The sequence below is a fragment of the Uliginosibacterium sp. TH139 genome (genome assembly GCF_002855595.1).
Lineage (GTDB): Bacteria > Pseudomonadota > Gammaproteobacteria > Burkholderiales > Rhodocyclaceae > Uliginosibacterium > Uliginosibacterium aquaticum.
This window is the reverse complement of sequence record NZ_PKRR01000003.1, coordinates 84,266-98,869: the sequence shown is the minus strand read 5'-3', so window position 1 is coordinate 98,869 and position 14,604 is coordinate 84,266. Positions and strand designations below refer to the sequence as shown.

10 protein-coding genes and 4 tRNA genes are annotated in these 14,604 nt (G+C 58.7%); 13 read left to right on the top strand and 1 reads right to left on the bottom strand.

Going from position 1 to position 14,604, the window contains the following annotated elements; genetic code table 11:
• Positions 1 to 37 precede the first annotated feature (37 nt).
• Positions 38 to 802, bottom strand: coding sequence for a trans-aconitate 2-methyltransferase (locus C0V76_RS07555; RefSeq protein ID WP_101941785.1), 765 nt, complete (start codon positions 800 to 802; stop codon positions 38 to 40).
• A 138-nt stretch (positions 803 to 940) separates the two neighbouring features.
• On the opposite strand from C0V76_RS07555, the gene C0V76_RS07550 reads away from it, so the two are divergent.
• The 13 genes from C0V76_RS07550 (at position 941) to rpoC (ending at position 14,531) form a co-directional block, all read left to right on the top strand.
• Positions 941 to 1,026: transfer RNA gene (locus C0V76_RS07550), tRNA-Tyr, on the top strand.
• 73 nt (positions 1,027 to 1,099) lie between these two features.
• Positions 1,100 to 1,173 (top strand) — tRNA-Gly (locus tag C0V76_RS07545).
• A 20-nt stretch (positions 1,174 to 1,193) separates the two neighbouring features.
• A tRNA-Thr gene (locus tag C0V76_RS07540) sits at positions 1,194 to 1,268 on the top strand.
• Between the two features lie 42 nt (positions 1,269 to 1,310).
• A complete protein-coding gene (tuf, locus tag C0V76_RS07535) occupies positions 1,311 to 2,501 on the top strand; it encodes an elongation factor Tu (protein WP_101941773.1) in 1,191 nt (396 codons plus the stop codon).
• A 77-nt stretch (positions 2,502 to 2,578) separates the two neighbouring features.
• Positions 2,579 to 2,654, top strand: a tRNA-Trp gene (locus tag C0V76_RS07530).
• A gap of 24 nt (positions 2,655 to 2,678) precedes the next feature.
• Positions 2,679 to 3,023, top strand: a complete 345-nt coding sequence (gene secE, locus C0V76_RS07525) for a preprotein translocase subunit SecE (protein ID WP_101941784.1) — start codon at positions 2,679 to 2,681, stop codon at positions 3,021 to 3,023.
• Positions 3,023 to 3,556: a transcription termination/antitermination protein NusG gene (gene nusG / locus C0V76_RS07520; protein WP_101941783.1), complete on the top strand. Its 534-nt coding sequence runs from the start codon at positions 3,023 to 3,025 to the stop codon at positions 3,554 to 3,556. The genes secE and nusG overlap by 1 nt, the downstream gene beginning before the upstream one ends.
• Positions 3,557 to 3,653: 97 nt before the next feature.
• Positions 3,654 to 4,085, top strand: coding sequence for a 50S ribosomal protein L11 (gene rplK, locus C0V76_RS07515; RefSeq protein WP_101941782.1), 432 nt, complete (start codon positions 3,654 to 3,656; stop codon positions 4,083 to 4,085).
• A gap of 1 nt (position 4,086) precedes the next feature.
• A complete protein-coding gene (rplA, locus tag C0V76_RS07510) occupies positions 4,087 to 4,785 on the top strand; it encodes a 50S ribosomal protein L1 (protein WP_101941781.1) in 699 nt (232 codons plus the stop codon).
• 264 nt (positions 4,786 to 5,049) lie between these two features.
• Positions 5,050 to 5,571, top strand: coding sequence for a 50S ribosomal protein L10 (gene rplJ / locus C0V76_RS07505; RefSeq protein ID WP_216821689.1), 522 nt, complete (start codon positions 5,050 to 5,052; stop codon positions 5,569 to 5,571).
• A 46-nt stretch (positions 5,572 to 5,617) separates the two neighbouring features.
• Positions 5,618 to 5,989 carry a 50S ribosomal protein L7/L12 gene (gene rplL / locus C0V76_RS07500; RefSeq protein ID WP_101941779.1) on the top strand — a complete coding sequence of 124 codons (372 nt, stop codon included), beginning with the start codon at positions 5,618 to 5,620 and terminating at the stop codon, positions 5,987 to 5,989.
• A 169-nt stretch (positions 5,990 to 6,158) separates the two neighbouring features.
• Positions 6,159 to 10,292 carry a DNA-directed RNA polymerase subunit beta gene (rpoB, locus tag C0V76_RS07495; protein WP_101941778.1) on the top strand — a complete coding sequence of 1,378 codons (4,134 nt, stop codon included), beginning with the start codon at positions 6,159 to 6,161 and terminating at the stop codon, positions 10,290 to 10,292.
• Between the two features lie 27 nt (positions 10,293 to 10,319).
• Positions 10,320 to 14,531 (top strand): DNA-directed RNA polymerase subunit beta', encoded by a 4,212-nt coding sequence (rpoC, locus tag C0V76_RS07490; RefSeq protein WP_101941777.1) that lies wholly within the window; start codon positions 10,320 to 10,322, stop codon positions 14,529 to 14,531.
• The last annotated feature ends 73 nt before the right edge of the window (positions 14,532 to 14,604 follow it).

Below are 14,604 nucleotides of genomic sequence, written 5' to 3'. Positions count from 1 at the left end.
CTCGAAGCGCCAAGCAGCGACCATTTCTTCCGCCTGATCAGGGCTTTGTGGGCTTTGCTCCTGGGATCCGGTAGCAGTAGAGGCGGGTTTGGCGTCGATCGTCGATCTTGATGATGGACTCTGGTTTGACGTCCGGGATGGCAAAGCTGTTGCTGACCAGTAGGCTGCCAGCCTTCATCTCCTTGCGCGCCTTGCGCCAAAGTGCGGGCATTGGTACGGGCGAAAGAAAGGCGTACACCAAGTCGTACTCGCCGAAGGGGTGGGCCCATATGTCGCCACGTAGCAACTGCGCTGCCGGTGTTTTGCGCGCAAGCCAGCGCGATAGCCACAGGGGGGCTGGTGCTGATTCCAGCCCACGGATTTTCCAGTCCGGTCGCAGTCGGGCCAGATGGCGCACAAAGGAGCCTGTGCCACTGCCGGCATCCAGGACCTTCAGGCTATTGCTAGAGGGGAGGCTTGCAGCCAATCGATGTACGGTGGAGCGATTGGATAGGAATAGGGGGACTTGCGTGCGGAAGCTACTCCAGTAGATCAGGCACAGGGCAAGGAAGATGATTCCATATAGCCAGGTAGGCAGGCCTGATGCAGACGCTAGAACCAAGGCTGGGCAGAAAAGAAAATGAATCGGCAGCCACCAGCGTGGTGATCTGAGTAGCAGCGCAGCGCTTGCGGCCAGCACGCCTTGCAGTAGTGCGAGGCCGATCGCAGGCAGAGCCGCAAGCCAGCCATTTTGGCCTAGCGTATAGACCAGAATCAGGCCGGCGGCCTGGGCGGCCAGCGCCTTCACGATGTGGGTCGGCATTGCCAGTTCCCCGGTTTGAGCTTGGAAAAACTACTGTAGCCGTAAGCCTGAATCAGCAAGTGCGAACAAAGAGTGGGGAATTGTTCGCAAGAAGTGCTTGACTTGCCTGAATCGGTTCTCTATAGTCTCGACCTCTCCGGAGGGGTGCCCGAGTGGCTAAAGGGGGCAGACTGTAAATCTGTTGGCTTACGCCTACGTTGGTTCGAATCCAACCTCCTCCACCAGATTCAAGTTGTGTGATGAAGTCTGTCATGCGATGGGTGATGGGCGAGTCAAGTGGTGTGATTCGTTTGTTGGGCGGGTGTAGCTCAATGGTAGAGCTGAAGCCTTCCAAGCTTAAGACGAGGGTTCGATTCCCTTCACCCGCTCCAGTTTTTGTTGTTTTTGCAGTGCCCTTGTAGCTCAGTGGTAGAGCACTCCCTTGGTAAGGGAGAGGCCACGTGTTCAATCCACGTCAAGGGCACCATCCTTTTTGTTCTTAACGCTTTGCTCGGTATTGGGGTAGATCATGGCTAAGGAAAAGTTTGAACGTACGAAGCCGCACGTGAACGTCGGCACGATTGGTCACGTTGACCACGGCAAGACCACGCTGACTGCAGCCATCACTACCGTGCTGGCCTCGAAGTTCGGTGGTTCGGCCAAGGCCTACGACCAGATCGACGCAGCGCCGGAAGAAAAGGCGCGTGGTATTACGATTAATACCGCTCACGTCGAGTACGAAACCGCGAACCGTCACTACGCCCACGTGGATTGCCCGGGTCACGCTGACTACGTGAAGAACATGATTACCGGTGCTGCCCAAATGGACGGCGCCATCCTGGTGTGTTCCGCCGCTGACGGCCCCATGCCCCAGACCCGCGAGCACATCCTGCTGGCTCGTCAAGTGGGCGTGCCTTACATCATCGTGTTCCTGAACAAGTGCGACATGGTGGATGACGCCGAGCTGCTGGAACTGGTCGAAATGGAAGTGCGCGAGCTGCTCTCCAAGTACGACTTCCCGGGCGACGACGTGCCTATCGTCAAGGGCTCTGCCCTGAAGGCGCTGGAAGGCGACAAGGGTGAGCTGGGTGAAGGCGCCATCATGGCCCTGGCTGATGCGCTGGACAGCTACATCCCGACGCCTGAGCGCGCCATCGACAAGCCCTTTCTGATGCCGATCGAAGACGTGTTCTCGATCTCGGGTCGCGGCACCGTGGTGACCGGTCGCGTTGAGCGCGGCATTGTCAAGGTCGGCGAAGAAATCGAAATCGTCGGCATTAAGGACACCGTCAAGACCACCTGTACCGGCGTGGAAATGTTCCGCAAGCTGCTGGATCAGGGTCAGGCTGGCGACAACGTGGGCGTGCTGCTGCGTGGCACCAAGCGTGAAGACGTCGAGCGCGGCCAAGTGCTGTGCAAGCCGGGTTCGATCAAGCCACACACCCACTTCACGGGCGAAGTGTACGTGCTGTCGAAGGACGAAGGTGGTCGTCACACCCCGTTCTTCAACAACTACCGTCCGCAGTTCTACTTCCGTACCACCGATGTGACGGGCGCAATCTCGCTGCCGGAAGGTGTGGAAATGGTGATGCCGGGTGACAACATCCAGATGACCGTGAAGCTGATTGCTCCGATCGCCATGGAAGAAGGTCTGCGCTTCGCAATCCGCGAAGGTGGCCGTACCGTTGGCGCCGGCGTCGTCGCCAAGATCATCGAGTAATCGATCCGAGCCCGGTTCGCCGGGTTTGAAAGGCGCCTCGAAACCGCGTTTCGGGGCGCTTTTGTAGTCTCTGCTGCAGGGGCATAGCTCAATTGGCAGAGCGTCGGTCTCCAAAACCGAAGGTTGGGGGTTCGAGACCCTCTGCCCCTGCCATTTCAATGCAAAGGCAATTTTCCCATGGCGGATAAACTGAAGTTTGTGCTCGCGCTGCTCTTGTTGGTTGCGGGCCTGACTGGTTATTACCTGCTCGCCGGTCAGCCGGTGTTCTTCCGCGTGCTGTGCGTGCTGGGTGGCTTGGCTGCTGGTGTGGCGGTGGGTTGGTTTACTGAGCCAGGGCAGCGTTTGGCGGCCTTTGGTGGTGAAGCCATCGTGGAAGCCAAGAAGGTTGTCTGGCCTACTCGCAAGGAGACCGTGCAGACCACCGGCGCTGTGTTCGCGTTTGTGGTTGTGATGGCGGTTGTGCTGTGGGTGGTTGACCTCGTGGTTGGCAAGTTGATTGGCGCACTTCTGGGGTGGAATTGATGAACAAACGCTGGTACGTCGTCCACGCCTATTCTGGTTTCGAAAAGTCGGTTCAGCGCGCTCTGGTTGAGCGCGTTGCGCGTTCCGGCATGCAGGACAAGTTCGGCCAGATTCTGGTTCCAGTTGAGGAAGTGGTTGAAATGAAGGGCGGTCAGAAGAGCGTGACTGAGCGCAAGTTCTTCCCTGGCTATGTTCTTGTTGAGATGGATATGGATGATGACTCTTGGCACTTGGTCAAGAGCACCCCGAAAGTGACTGGTTTTGTTGGCGGTACTGCCAACAAGCCCACGCCGATCTCCGAGAAGGAAGTCGACAAAATCTTGCATCAGATGCAAGAAGGGGTCGAAAAGCCGAAGCCCAAGATTCTCTTTGAGGTGGGTGAGTTCGTACGCGTCAAGGAAGGCCCTTTCACCGATTTCAATGGCTCGGTGGAGAGCGTGAACTACGAAAAGAGCCGTCTACATGTGTCTGTGACTATTTTTGGTCGCGCGACGCCAGTGGAGCTTGAGTTCAGTCAGGTTGAGAAGACCTGATCAAGTTGTGGGCGTAGCCGGAGCGCCCTTTCAAATCTCCGGTTCGAGGAGCAAGGCGCGCAAGCGCATGCGCTAACACTCATTTCAAGGAGCCATCATGGCAAAGAAAATCGTCGGCTATATCAAGCTGCAAGTGCCGGCGGGCAAGGCTAATCCCTCGCCCCCTATCGGTCCCGCTCTCGGTCAGCGCGGCCTGAACATCATGGAGTTCTGCAAAGCTTTCAATGCGCAGACTCAAGGTATGGAGCCGGGGCTGCCGATTCCGGTCGTGATTACCGCCTTTGCGGACAAGTCTTTCACGTTCATCATGAAGACCCCGCCGGCAACCGTGCTGATCAAGAAGGCCGCCGGCGTCCAAAAGGGTTCCGCCAAGCCGCATACCGACAAGGTTGGCAAGGTGACCCGTGCCCAGTTGGAAGAAATCGCCAAGACCAAGATGAAGGATCTGACTGCTGCCGACCTCGACGCAGCCGTTCGCACCATCGCCGGCTCCGCCCGCAGCATGGGCATCACCACGGAGGGTGTGTGACATGGCAAAGATTTCCAAGCGACTGAATGCGCTGCGTTCTTCTGTTGATCGCAACAAGCTCTACGCGGCTGATGAAGCTCTGAACCTGGTGAAGCAGAATGCGACCGCCAAGTTCGACGAATCGGTTGATGTGTCTGTAAACCTTGGCGTTGACGCCAAGAAGTCTGACCAAGTTGTGCGTGGTTCGGTTGTGCTGCCTGCTGGTACCGGCAAGAGCGTTCGCGTGGCTGTGTTCTGCCAAGGCCCCAAGGCTGAAGAAGCCAAGGCCGCAGGCGCCGATATCGTCGGCTTCGACGATCTGGCTGAGCAGGTCAAGGCCGGCAACATCGATTTCGATCTGTGTATCGCCACTCCCGACGCCATGCGTGTTGTGGGCGCTCTGGGTCAGATTCTTGGCCCGCGTGGTTTGATGCCGAACCCGAAGGTGGGGACCGTGACCATGGACGTGACCACTGCTGTGAAGAACGCCAAGGCTGGTCAGGTGCAGTACCGTACCGACAAGGCCGGCATTATTCACGCCACCATCGGCCGTGCTTCCTTCTCCGTCGAGGCTCTGCAGCAAAACCTGAATGCACTGGTTGGCGCTCTGGTCAAGGCCAAGCCCGCTTCGTCGAAGGGTGTGTACCTGAAGAAGGTTGCGCTGTCTTCGACCCAAGGTGCGGGTGTCCGCATTGAGCCGACGACGCTCAACGCGCAATAAGACAGATGTATGGGGAGGTCCGCAAGGGCTTCCCCTTTTGAACTTTGGGCCCGCGGCCGGAGTAGTGGTAGCGGGGTTGTCAAAGACCGTTGGGGTTTTCGCCATCCGGTGAAAGCTTAATCAGGATTCATTCCACCCAGCGCAGATGGCGTTGCCCGAAAACAGGATCCTGGCTGTTTCGCAAGAAGCAGTCCCTGAATTTGAGGTCGCCGTGGTTGGATGTGCGGAGAGATCCGCGACATTCTTTTGAGTAAGGAGCTGACCTTGAGTCTCAATCTTGATGACAAGAAGGCTGTAGTAGCCGAGGTGTCTGCACAGGTTGCGAACGCTCAAACGATCGTGGTTGCCGAGTACCGTGGCATTGAGGTGGGACACCTCACCGTGCTGCGTGCCAAGGCCCGCGAACAGGGCGTTTACCTGCGTGTGCTGAAGAACACCCTGGCAAAGCGCGCGGTGGCTGACACTGCGTTTGCTGGCCTCGCCGATCAGATGACCGGCCCGCTGATCTATTCGATCGGTGTGGACGCGGTTGCCCCGGCGCGTGTGCTGAGCGACTTCGCTAAGACCAACGACAAGTTGGTTCTGCGTGCAGGTTCGTACGGTGGCAAGGTGCTGGATAAGGCAGGCGTGCAAGCGCTGGCCTCGATCCCGAGCCGCGAAGTGCTGCTGGCACAACTGCTGGGCGTCATGCAGGCCCCGATCTCTGGCTTCGCGCGCGTTCTCGCCGCTGTTGCCGAGCAAAAGGGTGGCCCTGCTGTTGCCGCTGAAGCCGAAGCCGCTGCTTAACTGCAAGCTGAATCAAATCAATCACTTTCAAATTTAGGAAATCAAAATGGCATTCGATAAAGACGCATTCCTGGCGGCCCTCGACACCATGTCCGTGATGGAACTCAACGACCTGGTGAAGGCTGTTGAAGAGAAGTTCGGCGTGTCCGCCGCTGCTATGGCCGCTCCGGCTGCTGGTGGCGCTGCTGCTGCTGCTGTTGAAGAGCAGACCGAGTTCACCGTCATCCTGGCTGGTGCCGGCGACAAGAAGGTTGAAGTCATTAAGGTTGTCCGCGCCGTGACCGGCCTGGGCCTGAAGGAAGCCAAGGACCTCGTTGATGGTGCTCCGAAGCCCGTCAAGGAAGGCATTGCCAAGGCTGATGCAGAAGCTCTGAAGAAGCAGCTGGAAGAAGCTGGCGCAAAGGTCGAGATCAAGTAATCTCGCTTTTCGCAAGCAGGGTTGGTGGCCACGGCCGCCAACCCTTTTGTCGTTTTGTGGCATCGCCGTGAAAACGGTACGGTGCCGGCCTGCAGAGGCCAGAAGACAGCGGGTGATTTAATCCGTTTTCTTGTGTCCTCTGTTGTTGGACTCTTGACCCGGAGCTTCCATGGCGTACTCCTACACCGAGAAAAAACGCATTCGCAAGAGCTTTGCCAAGCGCGCAGCTGTTCTGGATGTGCCCTTCCTTTTGGCCACCCAATTGGAATCCTATACTTCGTTCCTGCAGACCGATCTGCTTGTAGAGGAACGGCGCAACGAAGGCCTTCAAGCCGCCTTCACTTCCATTTTTCCGATCAGCTCGCATTCAGGTAATGCGCGCCTCGAATTCGTTCACTACATTCTCGGTGAGCCCGCATTCGATGTGAAGGAGTGCCAGCAGCGCGGCCTGACCTTCGCTTCGCCTTTGCGTGCTCGCGTGCGTCTGGTGATTCTTGATCGCGAAGCGTCCAAGGAAACCATCAAGGAAGTGAAGGAGCAGGAAGTGTATATGGGCGAAATTCCGCTCATGACCACGACCGGTTCTTTCGTCATCAATGGCACCGAGCGTGTCATCGTGTCGCAGTTGCACCGCTCTCCTGGCGTGTTCTTCGAGCACGACCGTGGCAAGACCCATAGCTCGGGCAAGCTGCTGTTCTCGGCGCGTATCATTCCGTACCGCGGCTCCTGGCTGGACTTCGAGTTCGACCCCAAGGACTTCCTGTTCTTCCGCGTTGACCGTCGTCGCAAGATGCCGGTCACCATCCTGCTCAAGGCGATCGGGATGAACAACGAGGAAATCCTCTCCACTTTCCACGATTTCGAGTCTTTCGAACTGGCGGGAGAAGAGATCCGTTTCGAAGTGCTGCCCGAGCGCCTGCGTGGCGAAGTGGCCCGCTTTGACATTTTCGACCCCAAGGGCAATCTGATTGTCGGCAAGGACAAGCGCATCAATGCCAAGCATGTGCGCGACATCGCCACGGCGGGCGTGACCTCGGTTGCGGTGCCGGAAGACTTTCTGCTGGGCCGTGCCTTGGCGCATGATGTTGCTGATCCGGAAACCGGTGAAGTGCTGGCGCGTGCCAATGATGAGCTGACTGAAGACCTGCTGGCGAAGCTGTCCACTGCCGGTGTAAAGGGCTTCAAGACCCTCTACATTAACGACCTGGACCGTGGTGGTTACATCTCGCAGACCCTGCGCTCGGATGAAACCCTCGACCAGTGGCAAGCACGCGTGGCCATCTATCGCATGATGCGCCCGGGCGAGCCGCCCACCGAAGATGCCGTCGAGTCGCTTTTCAATAGCCTGTTCTACTCCGAAGACCGTTACGACCTGTCGGCCGTGGGCCGCATGAAGTTCAATCGCCGCGCCTACCCGGAAAAGATGGACGACAAGTCGCCGGAATGGCTCAAGCGCTTCTATGAGCGCGTCGGCCCGCAAGGCGAAGAGGGCTCTGGCGTTCTGGCCAACGACGACATCATGGCCGTGATCGGCGTGCTGCTCGAGTTGCGTAACGGCCGTGGCGAAATCGACGATATCGATCACCTCGGTAACCGCCGTGTGCGTTGCGTGGGCGAACTGGCCGAGAACCAGTTCCGTGCCGGTTTGGTGCGCGTAGAGCGCGCCGTCAAGGAACGCCTCGGCCAAGCCGAGAGCGACAACCTGATGCCGCACGACCTGATCAATGCCAAGCCGATTTCGGCCGCGATCAAGGAGTTCTTCGGTTCGTCCCAGCTGTCGCAGTTCATGGACCAGACCAATCCGCTGTCGGAAATTACCCACAAGCGCCGCGTGTCGGCTCTTGGCCCGGGCGGTCTGACGCGTGAGCGTGCCGGCTTTGAAGTGCGCGACGTGCACCCGACCCACTATGGTCGTGTGTGCCCGATCGAAACGCCTGAAGGTCCGAACATCGGCCTGATCAACTCGCTGGCCGTGTATGGCACGACCAACCGTCACGGCTTCCTCGAGACGCCGTATCGCCGCGTGATCGACAACAAGGTGACCGACCAGATCGATTACCTGTCGGCCATCGAAGAAGGCCAGTACATCATTGCCCAGGCCAACGCCCAGATGGGTGACGATGGCAGCTTGCAAGGCGATCTGGTTTCCGCCCGCTACAAGGGTGAAGCCATGCTGGTCGAGCCGGGTCAGGTTCAGTACATGGACGTGTCGCCGTCGCAGATCGTGTCTGTTGCGGCTTCGCTGATCCCGTTCCTTGAGCATGACGATGCGAACCGCGCCTTGATGGGTGCGAACATGCAACGTCAGGCGGTGCCTTGCCTGCGTCCGGAAAAGCCGCTGGTCGGTACCGGCATCGAGCGTACCGTGGCGGTCGACTCGGGCACGACCGTGCAGGCCTTGCGTGGCGGCGTAGTGGATTACATCGATGCCAATCGCGTGGTGATTCGTGTCAATGACGACGAAACCGTGCCGGGCGAAGTCGGTGTCGATATCTACAACCTGATCAAGTACACCCGCTCGAACCAGAACACCAACATCAACCAGCGCCCGATCGTGAAGATTGGCGATCGTCTGGCAAAGGGTGACGTGATTGCTGACGGTGCATCGACTGACCTCGGCGAACTCGCTCTGGGTCAGAACATGCTGGTCGCCTTCATGACCTGGAACGGTTACAACTTCGAAGATTCGATCCTGATCTCCGAACGCGTCGTGGCCGATGACCGCTTCACTTCGATCCATATCGAAGAGCTGACTGTCGTTGCGCGTGACACCAAGCTTGGGCCGGAAGACATTACCCGCGATATCGCTTCGCTGGGTGAGGCGCAGTTGGGTCGTCTGGATGAGTCCGGCATCGTGTACATCGGCGCGGAAGTGGAAGCCGGTGACGTGCTGGTCGGCAAGGTTACGCCTAAGGGCGAGACCCAGCTGACGCCGGAAGAGAAGCTGCTGCGCGCGATTTTCGGCGAGAAGGCTTCCGATGTGAAGGACACCTCGCTGCGCGTGCCTTCGGGCATGAATGGCACCGTCATTGACGTGCAGGTCTTCACTCGCGAAGGCATCGAGCGCGACAAGCGTGCCCAGTCCATCATCGACGACATGCTCAAGAGCTTCCGTCTTGATCTGGCGGACCAGATGCGTATCGTGGAACGCGATACCTTTGAGCGTATCGAGCGCCTGATCATTGGCCAGGCCGCCAATGGCGGCCCGAAGAAGCTTGCCAAGGGTACCAAGATCGACAAGGCCTATCTGGAAACCCTCGAGCAGTACAACTGGTTTGACATCCGCATGGCCGACGACGCCGTGGCTGTCCAGCTGGAACAACTGCGCGAAGGCCTGGAAAAGACCCGCAAGGATTTCGATCTTGCGTTCGAAGCTAAGCGCAAGAAGCTCACCCAGGGCGATGAACTGCCCCCGGGCGTGCAGAAGATGGTCAAGGTCTATCTTGCTGTAAAGCGCCGCCTGCAGCCGGGCGACAAGATGGCGGGTCGTCACGGTAACAAGGGTGTGGTTTCCAAGATCCTGCCGGTTGAAGACATGCCCTACATGGAAAACGGTCTGCCGGTTGATATCGTGCTGAACCCGCTGGGTGTGCCGTCACGGATGAACATCGGTCAGATTCTTGAGACCCACTTGGGCTGGGCTGCCAAGGGCTTGGGCGACAAGATCAGCGCCATGCTGCGTGCTGAAGCGACAGCCAAGGAAGTGCGCGCCCTGCTCGAAGAGATCTACAACAGCAGTGGCAAGGCTGAAGACATCAAGGGCCTCAAGGACGCAGAAGTCTTCGATCTGGCCGGTAATCTGCGCAAGGGCGTGCCCTTCGCAACGCCGGTGTTCGACGGTGCGACCGAAGAAGACATCGTGGGCATGCTCAAGCTGGCTGGCATGGATGCTGGCGGCCAAGTGTCGCTGTTTGATGGCCGCACGGGCGAATCCTTCGAGCGCAAGGTCACTGTCGGCTACAAGCATGTGCTGAAGCTGCATCACTTGGTGGATGACAAGATGCACGCCCGTTCGACCGGTCCGTACTCGCTTGTGACTCAGCAGCCGCTGGGTGGTAAGGCGCAGTTCGGTGGTCAGCGCTTCGGTGAAATGGAAGTGTGGGCACTGGAAGCCTACGGCGCGGCTTACACCCTGCAGGAAATGCTGACGGTGAAGTCCGATGACGTGACCGGCCGTACCAAGGTCTACGAAAACATCGTCAAGGGTGAGCACAAGATTGATGCCGGCATGCCGGAATCCTTCAACGTGCTGGTGAAGGAAATCCGTTCGCTGGCGATCGACATCGACCTCGAGCGTTACTGAACCGCGACTGGAATGGAGTAAAGATAGATGAAAAGCCTGCTCGCTGACCTGTTCAAGCAAAGCCTGCCGAACGAAGAAGAGTTCGATGCGATTACCATCGGACTCGCTTCGCCGGACAAGATCCGCTCCTGGTCCTACGGTGAAGTCAAGAAGCCCGAGACCATCAACTACCGTACCTTCAAGCCAGAGCGTGATGGTCTGTTCTGCGCCAAGATCTTCGGCCCGGTGAAGGACTATGAGTGCCTGTGCGGTAAGTACAAGCGCCTTAAGCACCGTGGCGTGATCTGCGAGAAGTGTGGCGTTGAAGTCACCCTCTCTAAGGTTCGCCGTGAGCGTATGGGCCACATCGAGCTGGCCTCGGTGGTGGCGCACATCTGGTTCCTGAAGAGCCTGCCGAGCCGTCTCGGCATGGTGCTCGACATGACCCTGCGCGATATCGAACGCGTGCTGTACTTCGAAGCCTTTGTGGTGGTCGAGCCGGGCATGACCCCGCTGACCCGCGGTCAGTTGTTGACCGAAGACGACTTCATTGCCAAGACCGAAGAGTACGGTGATGAATTCGTAGCCGTGATGGGTGCCGAAGGCATCCGTGGTCTGCTGCGCAACATCGATATCCACAAGGAAATCGAGCGTCTGCGTTCGGAGCTGGAAACCACCGGTTCGGAAGCCAAGATCAAGAAGATCGTCAAGCGCCTGAAGGTGCTGGAAGCCTTCACTCAGTCCGGTATCAAGCCGGACTGGATGATCATGGAAGTGCTGCCGGTGCTGCCGCCGGACCTGCGTCCGCTGGTGCCGCTGGACGGTGGCCGCTTCGCCACCTCCGACCTGAACGATCTGTATCGTCGCGTCATCAACCGTAACAACCGTCTGAAGCGCCTGCTGGAGCTGAAGGCCCCTGAAATCATCGTACGCAATGAAAAGCGCATGCTTCAGGAAGCCGTCGACTCGCTGCTCGACAACGGTCGTCGCGGCAAGGCCATGACCGGCGCCAACAAGCGTCCGCTGAAGTCGCTGGCCGACATGATCAAGGGTAAGGGCGGTCGTTTCCGTCAGAACCTGCTCGGTAAGCGCGTCGACTACTCCGGTCGTTCCGTGATTACCGTGGGCCCGCAGCTCAAGCTGCACCAGTGCGGCCTGCCGAAGCTGATGGCCCTTGAATTGTTCAAGCCCTTCATCTTCAACAAGCTCGAACTGATGGGCTTGGCTACCACGATCAAGCAAGCCAAGAAGCTGGTTGAATCGCAAGAGCCGGTGGTGTGGGACATCCTTGAAGAGGTGATTCGCGAGCATCCGGTGATGCTCAACCGCGCACCGACCCTGCACCGTCTGGGTATCCAGGCTTTCGAACCGACCCTGATCGAAGGCAAGGCAATCCAGTTGCATCCGCTGGTTTGTGCTGCCTTTAACGCCGACTTCGACGGTGACCAGATGGCCGTTCACGTGCCGCTGTCGCTCGAAGCACAAATGGAATGTCGCACCCTGATGCTGGCTTCCAACAACGTGCTGTCGCCCGCCAACGGCGAGCCGATCATCGTTCCGTCGCAAGACGTGGTGCTGGGCCTGTATTACGCTACTCGTGCCGGCGTGAATAGCGCTGGCGAAGGCATGCTGTTTACAGACGTGTCGGAAGTCAAGCGCGCCTACGAATCCGGTCAGATCTCGCTGCACGCCAAGATCACCGTGCGTATTCGCGAAGTGGAAGTGGATGCAGATGGCAACAAGACCGAAACGGTCAAGCGCTATCACACCACGGCTGGCCGCTCCCTGTTGTCCGAAATCCTGCCGGCAGGCCTGCCGTTCTCGGTGATCGACAAGGCGCTGAAGAAGAAAGAGATTTCTCGTCTGATCAACACCTCCTTCCGCCGCTGTGGCCTGCGCGAAACAGTGATCTTCGCCGACAAGCTGATGCAGTTCGGTTTCCGTCTGGCCACGCGTGCTGGTATTTCCATTGCGGTGAAGGACATGCTCGTCCCCGCCGAGAAGGAAACAATCATTGGCGCTGCTGAAGCTGAAGTGAAGGAAATTGCCCAGCAGTATTCGTCTGGTCTGGTGACTGACGGCGAGCGCTATAACAAGGTTGTGGATATCTGGGGCCGCACGGGTGACCAGGTGGCCAAGGCCATGATGGATCACCTGGGCAAGGAGCCGGTGGTTGACCGCGAGGGCAACAACACCAAGCAGGAGTCCTTCAACTCGATTTACATGATGGCCGACTCCGGCGCGCGCGGTTCTGCCGCGCAGATTCGTCAGCTCGCCGGCATGCGTGGCCTGATGGCCAAGCCGGATGGCTCCATCATCGAGACGCCGATCACCACGAACTTCCGTGAAGGTCTGAACGTTCTGCAGTACTTCATCTCGACCCACGGCGCACGTAAGGGCCTCGCGGATACCGCGCTGAAGACGGCTAACTCAGGCTATCTGACACGTCGCCTGGTCGATGTGACCCAGGATCTGGTCGTGACCGAGGACGATTGCGAAACCACTAACGGTTTCGTGATGAAGGCCATGATCGAAGGCGGTGAAGTGGTTGAGCCGTTGCGTGAGCGCATTCTTGGCCGCGTGGCTGCCGATGATGTGGTCAGCCCGGAAAGCCAGGAAACCGTCATCTACGCCGGCTCGCTGCTGGACGAAGATGCGTGTGACCTGATTGATGCGCTGGGGATTGACGAAGTGCGCGTGCGCGCTCCGCTGACCTGCGAAACCCGCTACGGTTTGTGCGCCAAGTGTTACGGCCGCGACCTCGGTCGTGGCAATCTGGTGAACGTCGGTGAAGCGGTGGGTGTGATCGCGGCTCAGTCGATCGGCGAGCCGGGCACCCAGCTGACCATGCGTACCTTCCACGTGGGTGGTGCCGCATCGCGAGCTGCGGTTGCAAGTTCGGTTGAAGCCAAGTCGGCGGGTATCGTGCGTTTCGCTGGCAACATGCGCTACGTCACCAATGCCAAGGGCGAGAAGATTGTTATCTCGCGTTCGGCTGAAGTCGTGGTGGCCGATGATGCAGGGCGCGAGCGTGAGCGTCACAAGCTCACCTACGGTGGCACGCTGCTGGTTGATGACGGTCAGACCGTCAAGGCCGGCGTCCAGCTGGCCGTGTGGGATCCGCACACCCGTCCGATCATCACCGAGTACTCGGGCACGATCAAGTTCGAGAATGTCGAAGAAGGCGCCACGGTTGCCAAGCAGATCGATGAAGTGACCGGTCTGTCGACCCTGGTCGTCATTGATGCCAAGCGCCGCAGTGCCAGCACCAAGGGCGTGCGCCCGCAGGTCAAGCTGATCAACGATTCTGGCGAAGAAGTGAAGATCGCCGGTACTGATCATGCGGTGACCATCACCTTCCAGGTCGGTTCGCTGATCACGGTGAAGGATGGTCAGCAGGTGTCGGTGGGTGACGTTCTGGCCAAGATCCCGCAAGAGTCTGCCAAGACCCGTGACATTACCGGTGGTCTGCCGCGCGTTGCTGAGCTGTTTGAAGCCCGTGCGCCGAAGGATGCTGGTGTGCTGGCCGAAGTGACGGGCACCCTGTCCTTCGGTAAGGACACCAAGGGCAAGCAGCGCCTGGTGATCACCGAGCCTGATGGCACGGTGCATGAGTCGCTGATTCCGAAGGACAAGCATGTGCTGGTGCACGATGGTCAGGTGGTGCAGCGCGGCGAGTTGATCGTCGATGGCCCGGCTGATCCGCACGACATCCTGCGTCTGCAGGGCGTGGAGGCGCTGGCCCGCTACATCATCGACGAAGTGCAGGATGTGTATCGACTGCAAGGTGTGAAGATCAACGACAAGCACATTGAGGTGATCGTCCGCCAGATGCTGCGCCGCGTGATCGTGAGCGAACCGGCAGAAAGCCGTTTCATTCGCGAAGAGCAAGTCGAGCGTTCCGAAGTGCTGGACGAAAACGACAAGCTCATTGCCGAAGGCAAGCTGCCTGCCAGCTACGAATATATGCTGCTGGGTATCACCAAGGCTTCGCTTTCCACCGATTCGTTCATCTCGGCGGCTTCCTTCCAGGAAACCACCCGTGTGCTGACCGAAGCGGCGATCATGGGCAAGAAGGATGATCTGCGCGGCCTGAAGGAAAACGTCATTGTCGGTCGTTTGATCCCGGCTGGTACCGGTCTGGCTTACCACCGCAACCGCCGCAATCAGACCCCGGGTCTGGATGCTGCGAATGCCTTGTTTGCTTCGCCGGAGGAAATTGCCGCAGTGGCTGAAGGCGAATCGCCCGACGTTGCTTGACGGAGTTTGCGGGAGTCGTATAGACTCCCGCGTCTTGGGATGGGCCGGCCAATCGCAGCCGGCCCTGTATTGT

Coding starts and splice junctions, on each gene's coding strand:
- C0V76_RS07555 (WP_101941785.1), bottom strand. CDS start 802: ATGCCGACCCACATCGTGAAGGCGCTGGCCGCCCAGGCCGCCGGCCTG.
- tuf (WP_101941773.1), top strand. CDS start 1,311: ATGGCTAAGGAAAAGTTTGAACGTACGAAGCCGCACGTGAACGTCGGC.
- secE (WP_101941784.1), top strand. CDS start 2,679: ATGGCGGATAAACTGAAGTTTGTGCTCGCGCTGCTCTTGTTGGTTGCG.
- nusG (WP_101941783.1), top strand. CDS start 3,023: ATGAACAAACGCTGGTACGTCGTCCACGCCTATTCTGGTTTCGAAAAG.
- rplK (WP_101941782.1), top strand. CDS start 3,654: ATGGCAAAGAAAATCGTCGGCTATATCAAGCTGCAAGTGCCGGCGGGC.
- rplA (WP_101941781.1), top strand. CDS start 4,087: ATGGCAAAGATTTCCAAGCGACTGAATGCGCTGCGTTCTTCTGTTGAT.
- rplL (WP_101941779.1), top strand. CDS start 5,618: ATGGCATTCGATAAAGACGCATTCCTGGCGGCCCTCGACACCATGTCC.
- rpoB (WP_101941778.1), top strand. CDS start 6,159: ATGGCGTACTCCTACACCGAGAAAAAACGCATTCGCAAGAGCTTTGCC.
- rpoC (WP_101941777.1), top strand. CDS start 10,320: ATGAAAAGCCTGCTCGCTGACCTGTTCAAGCAAAGCCTGCCGAACGAA.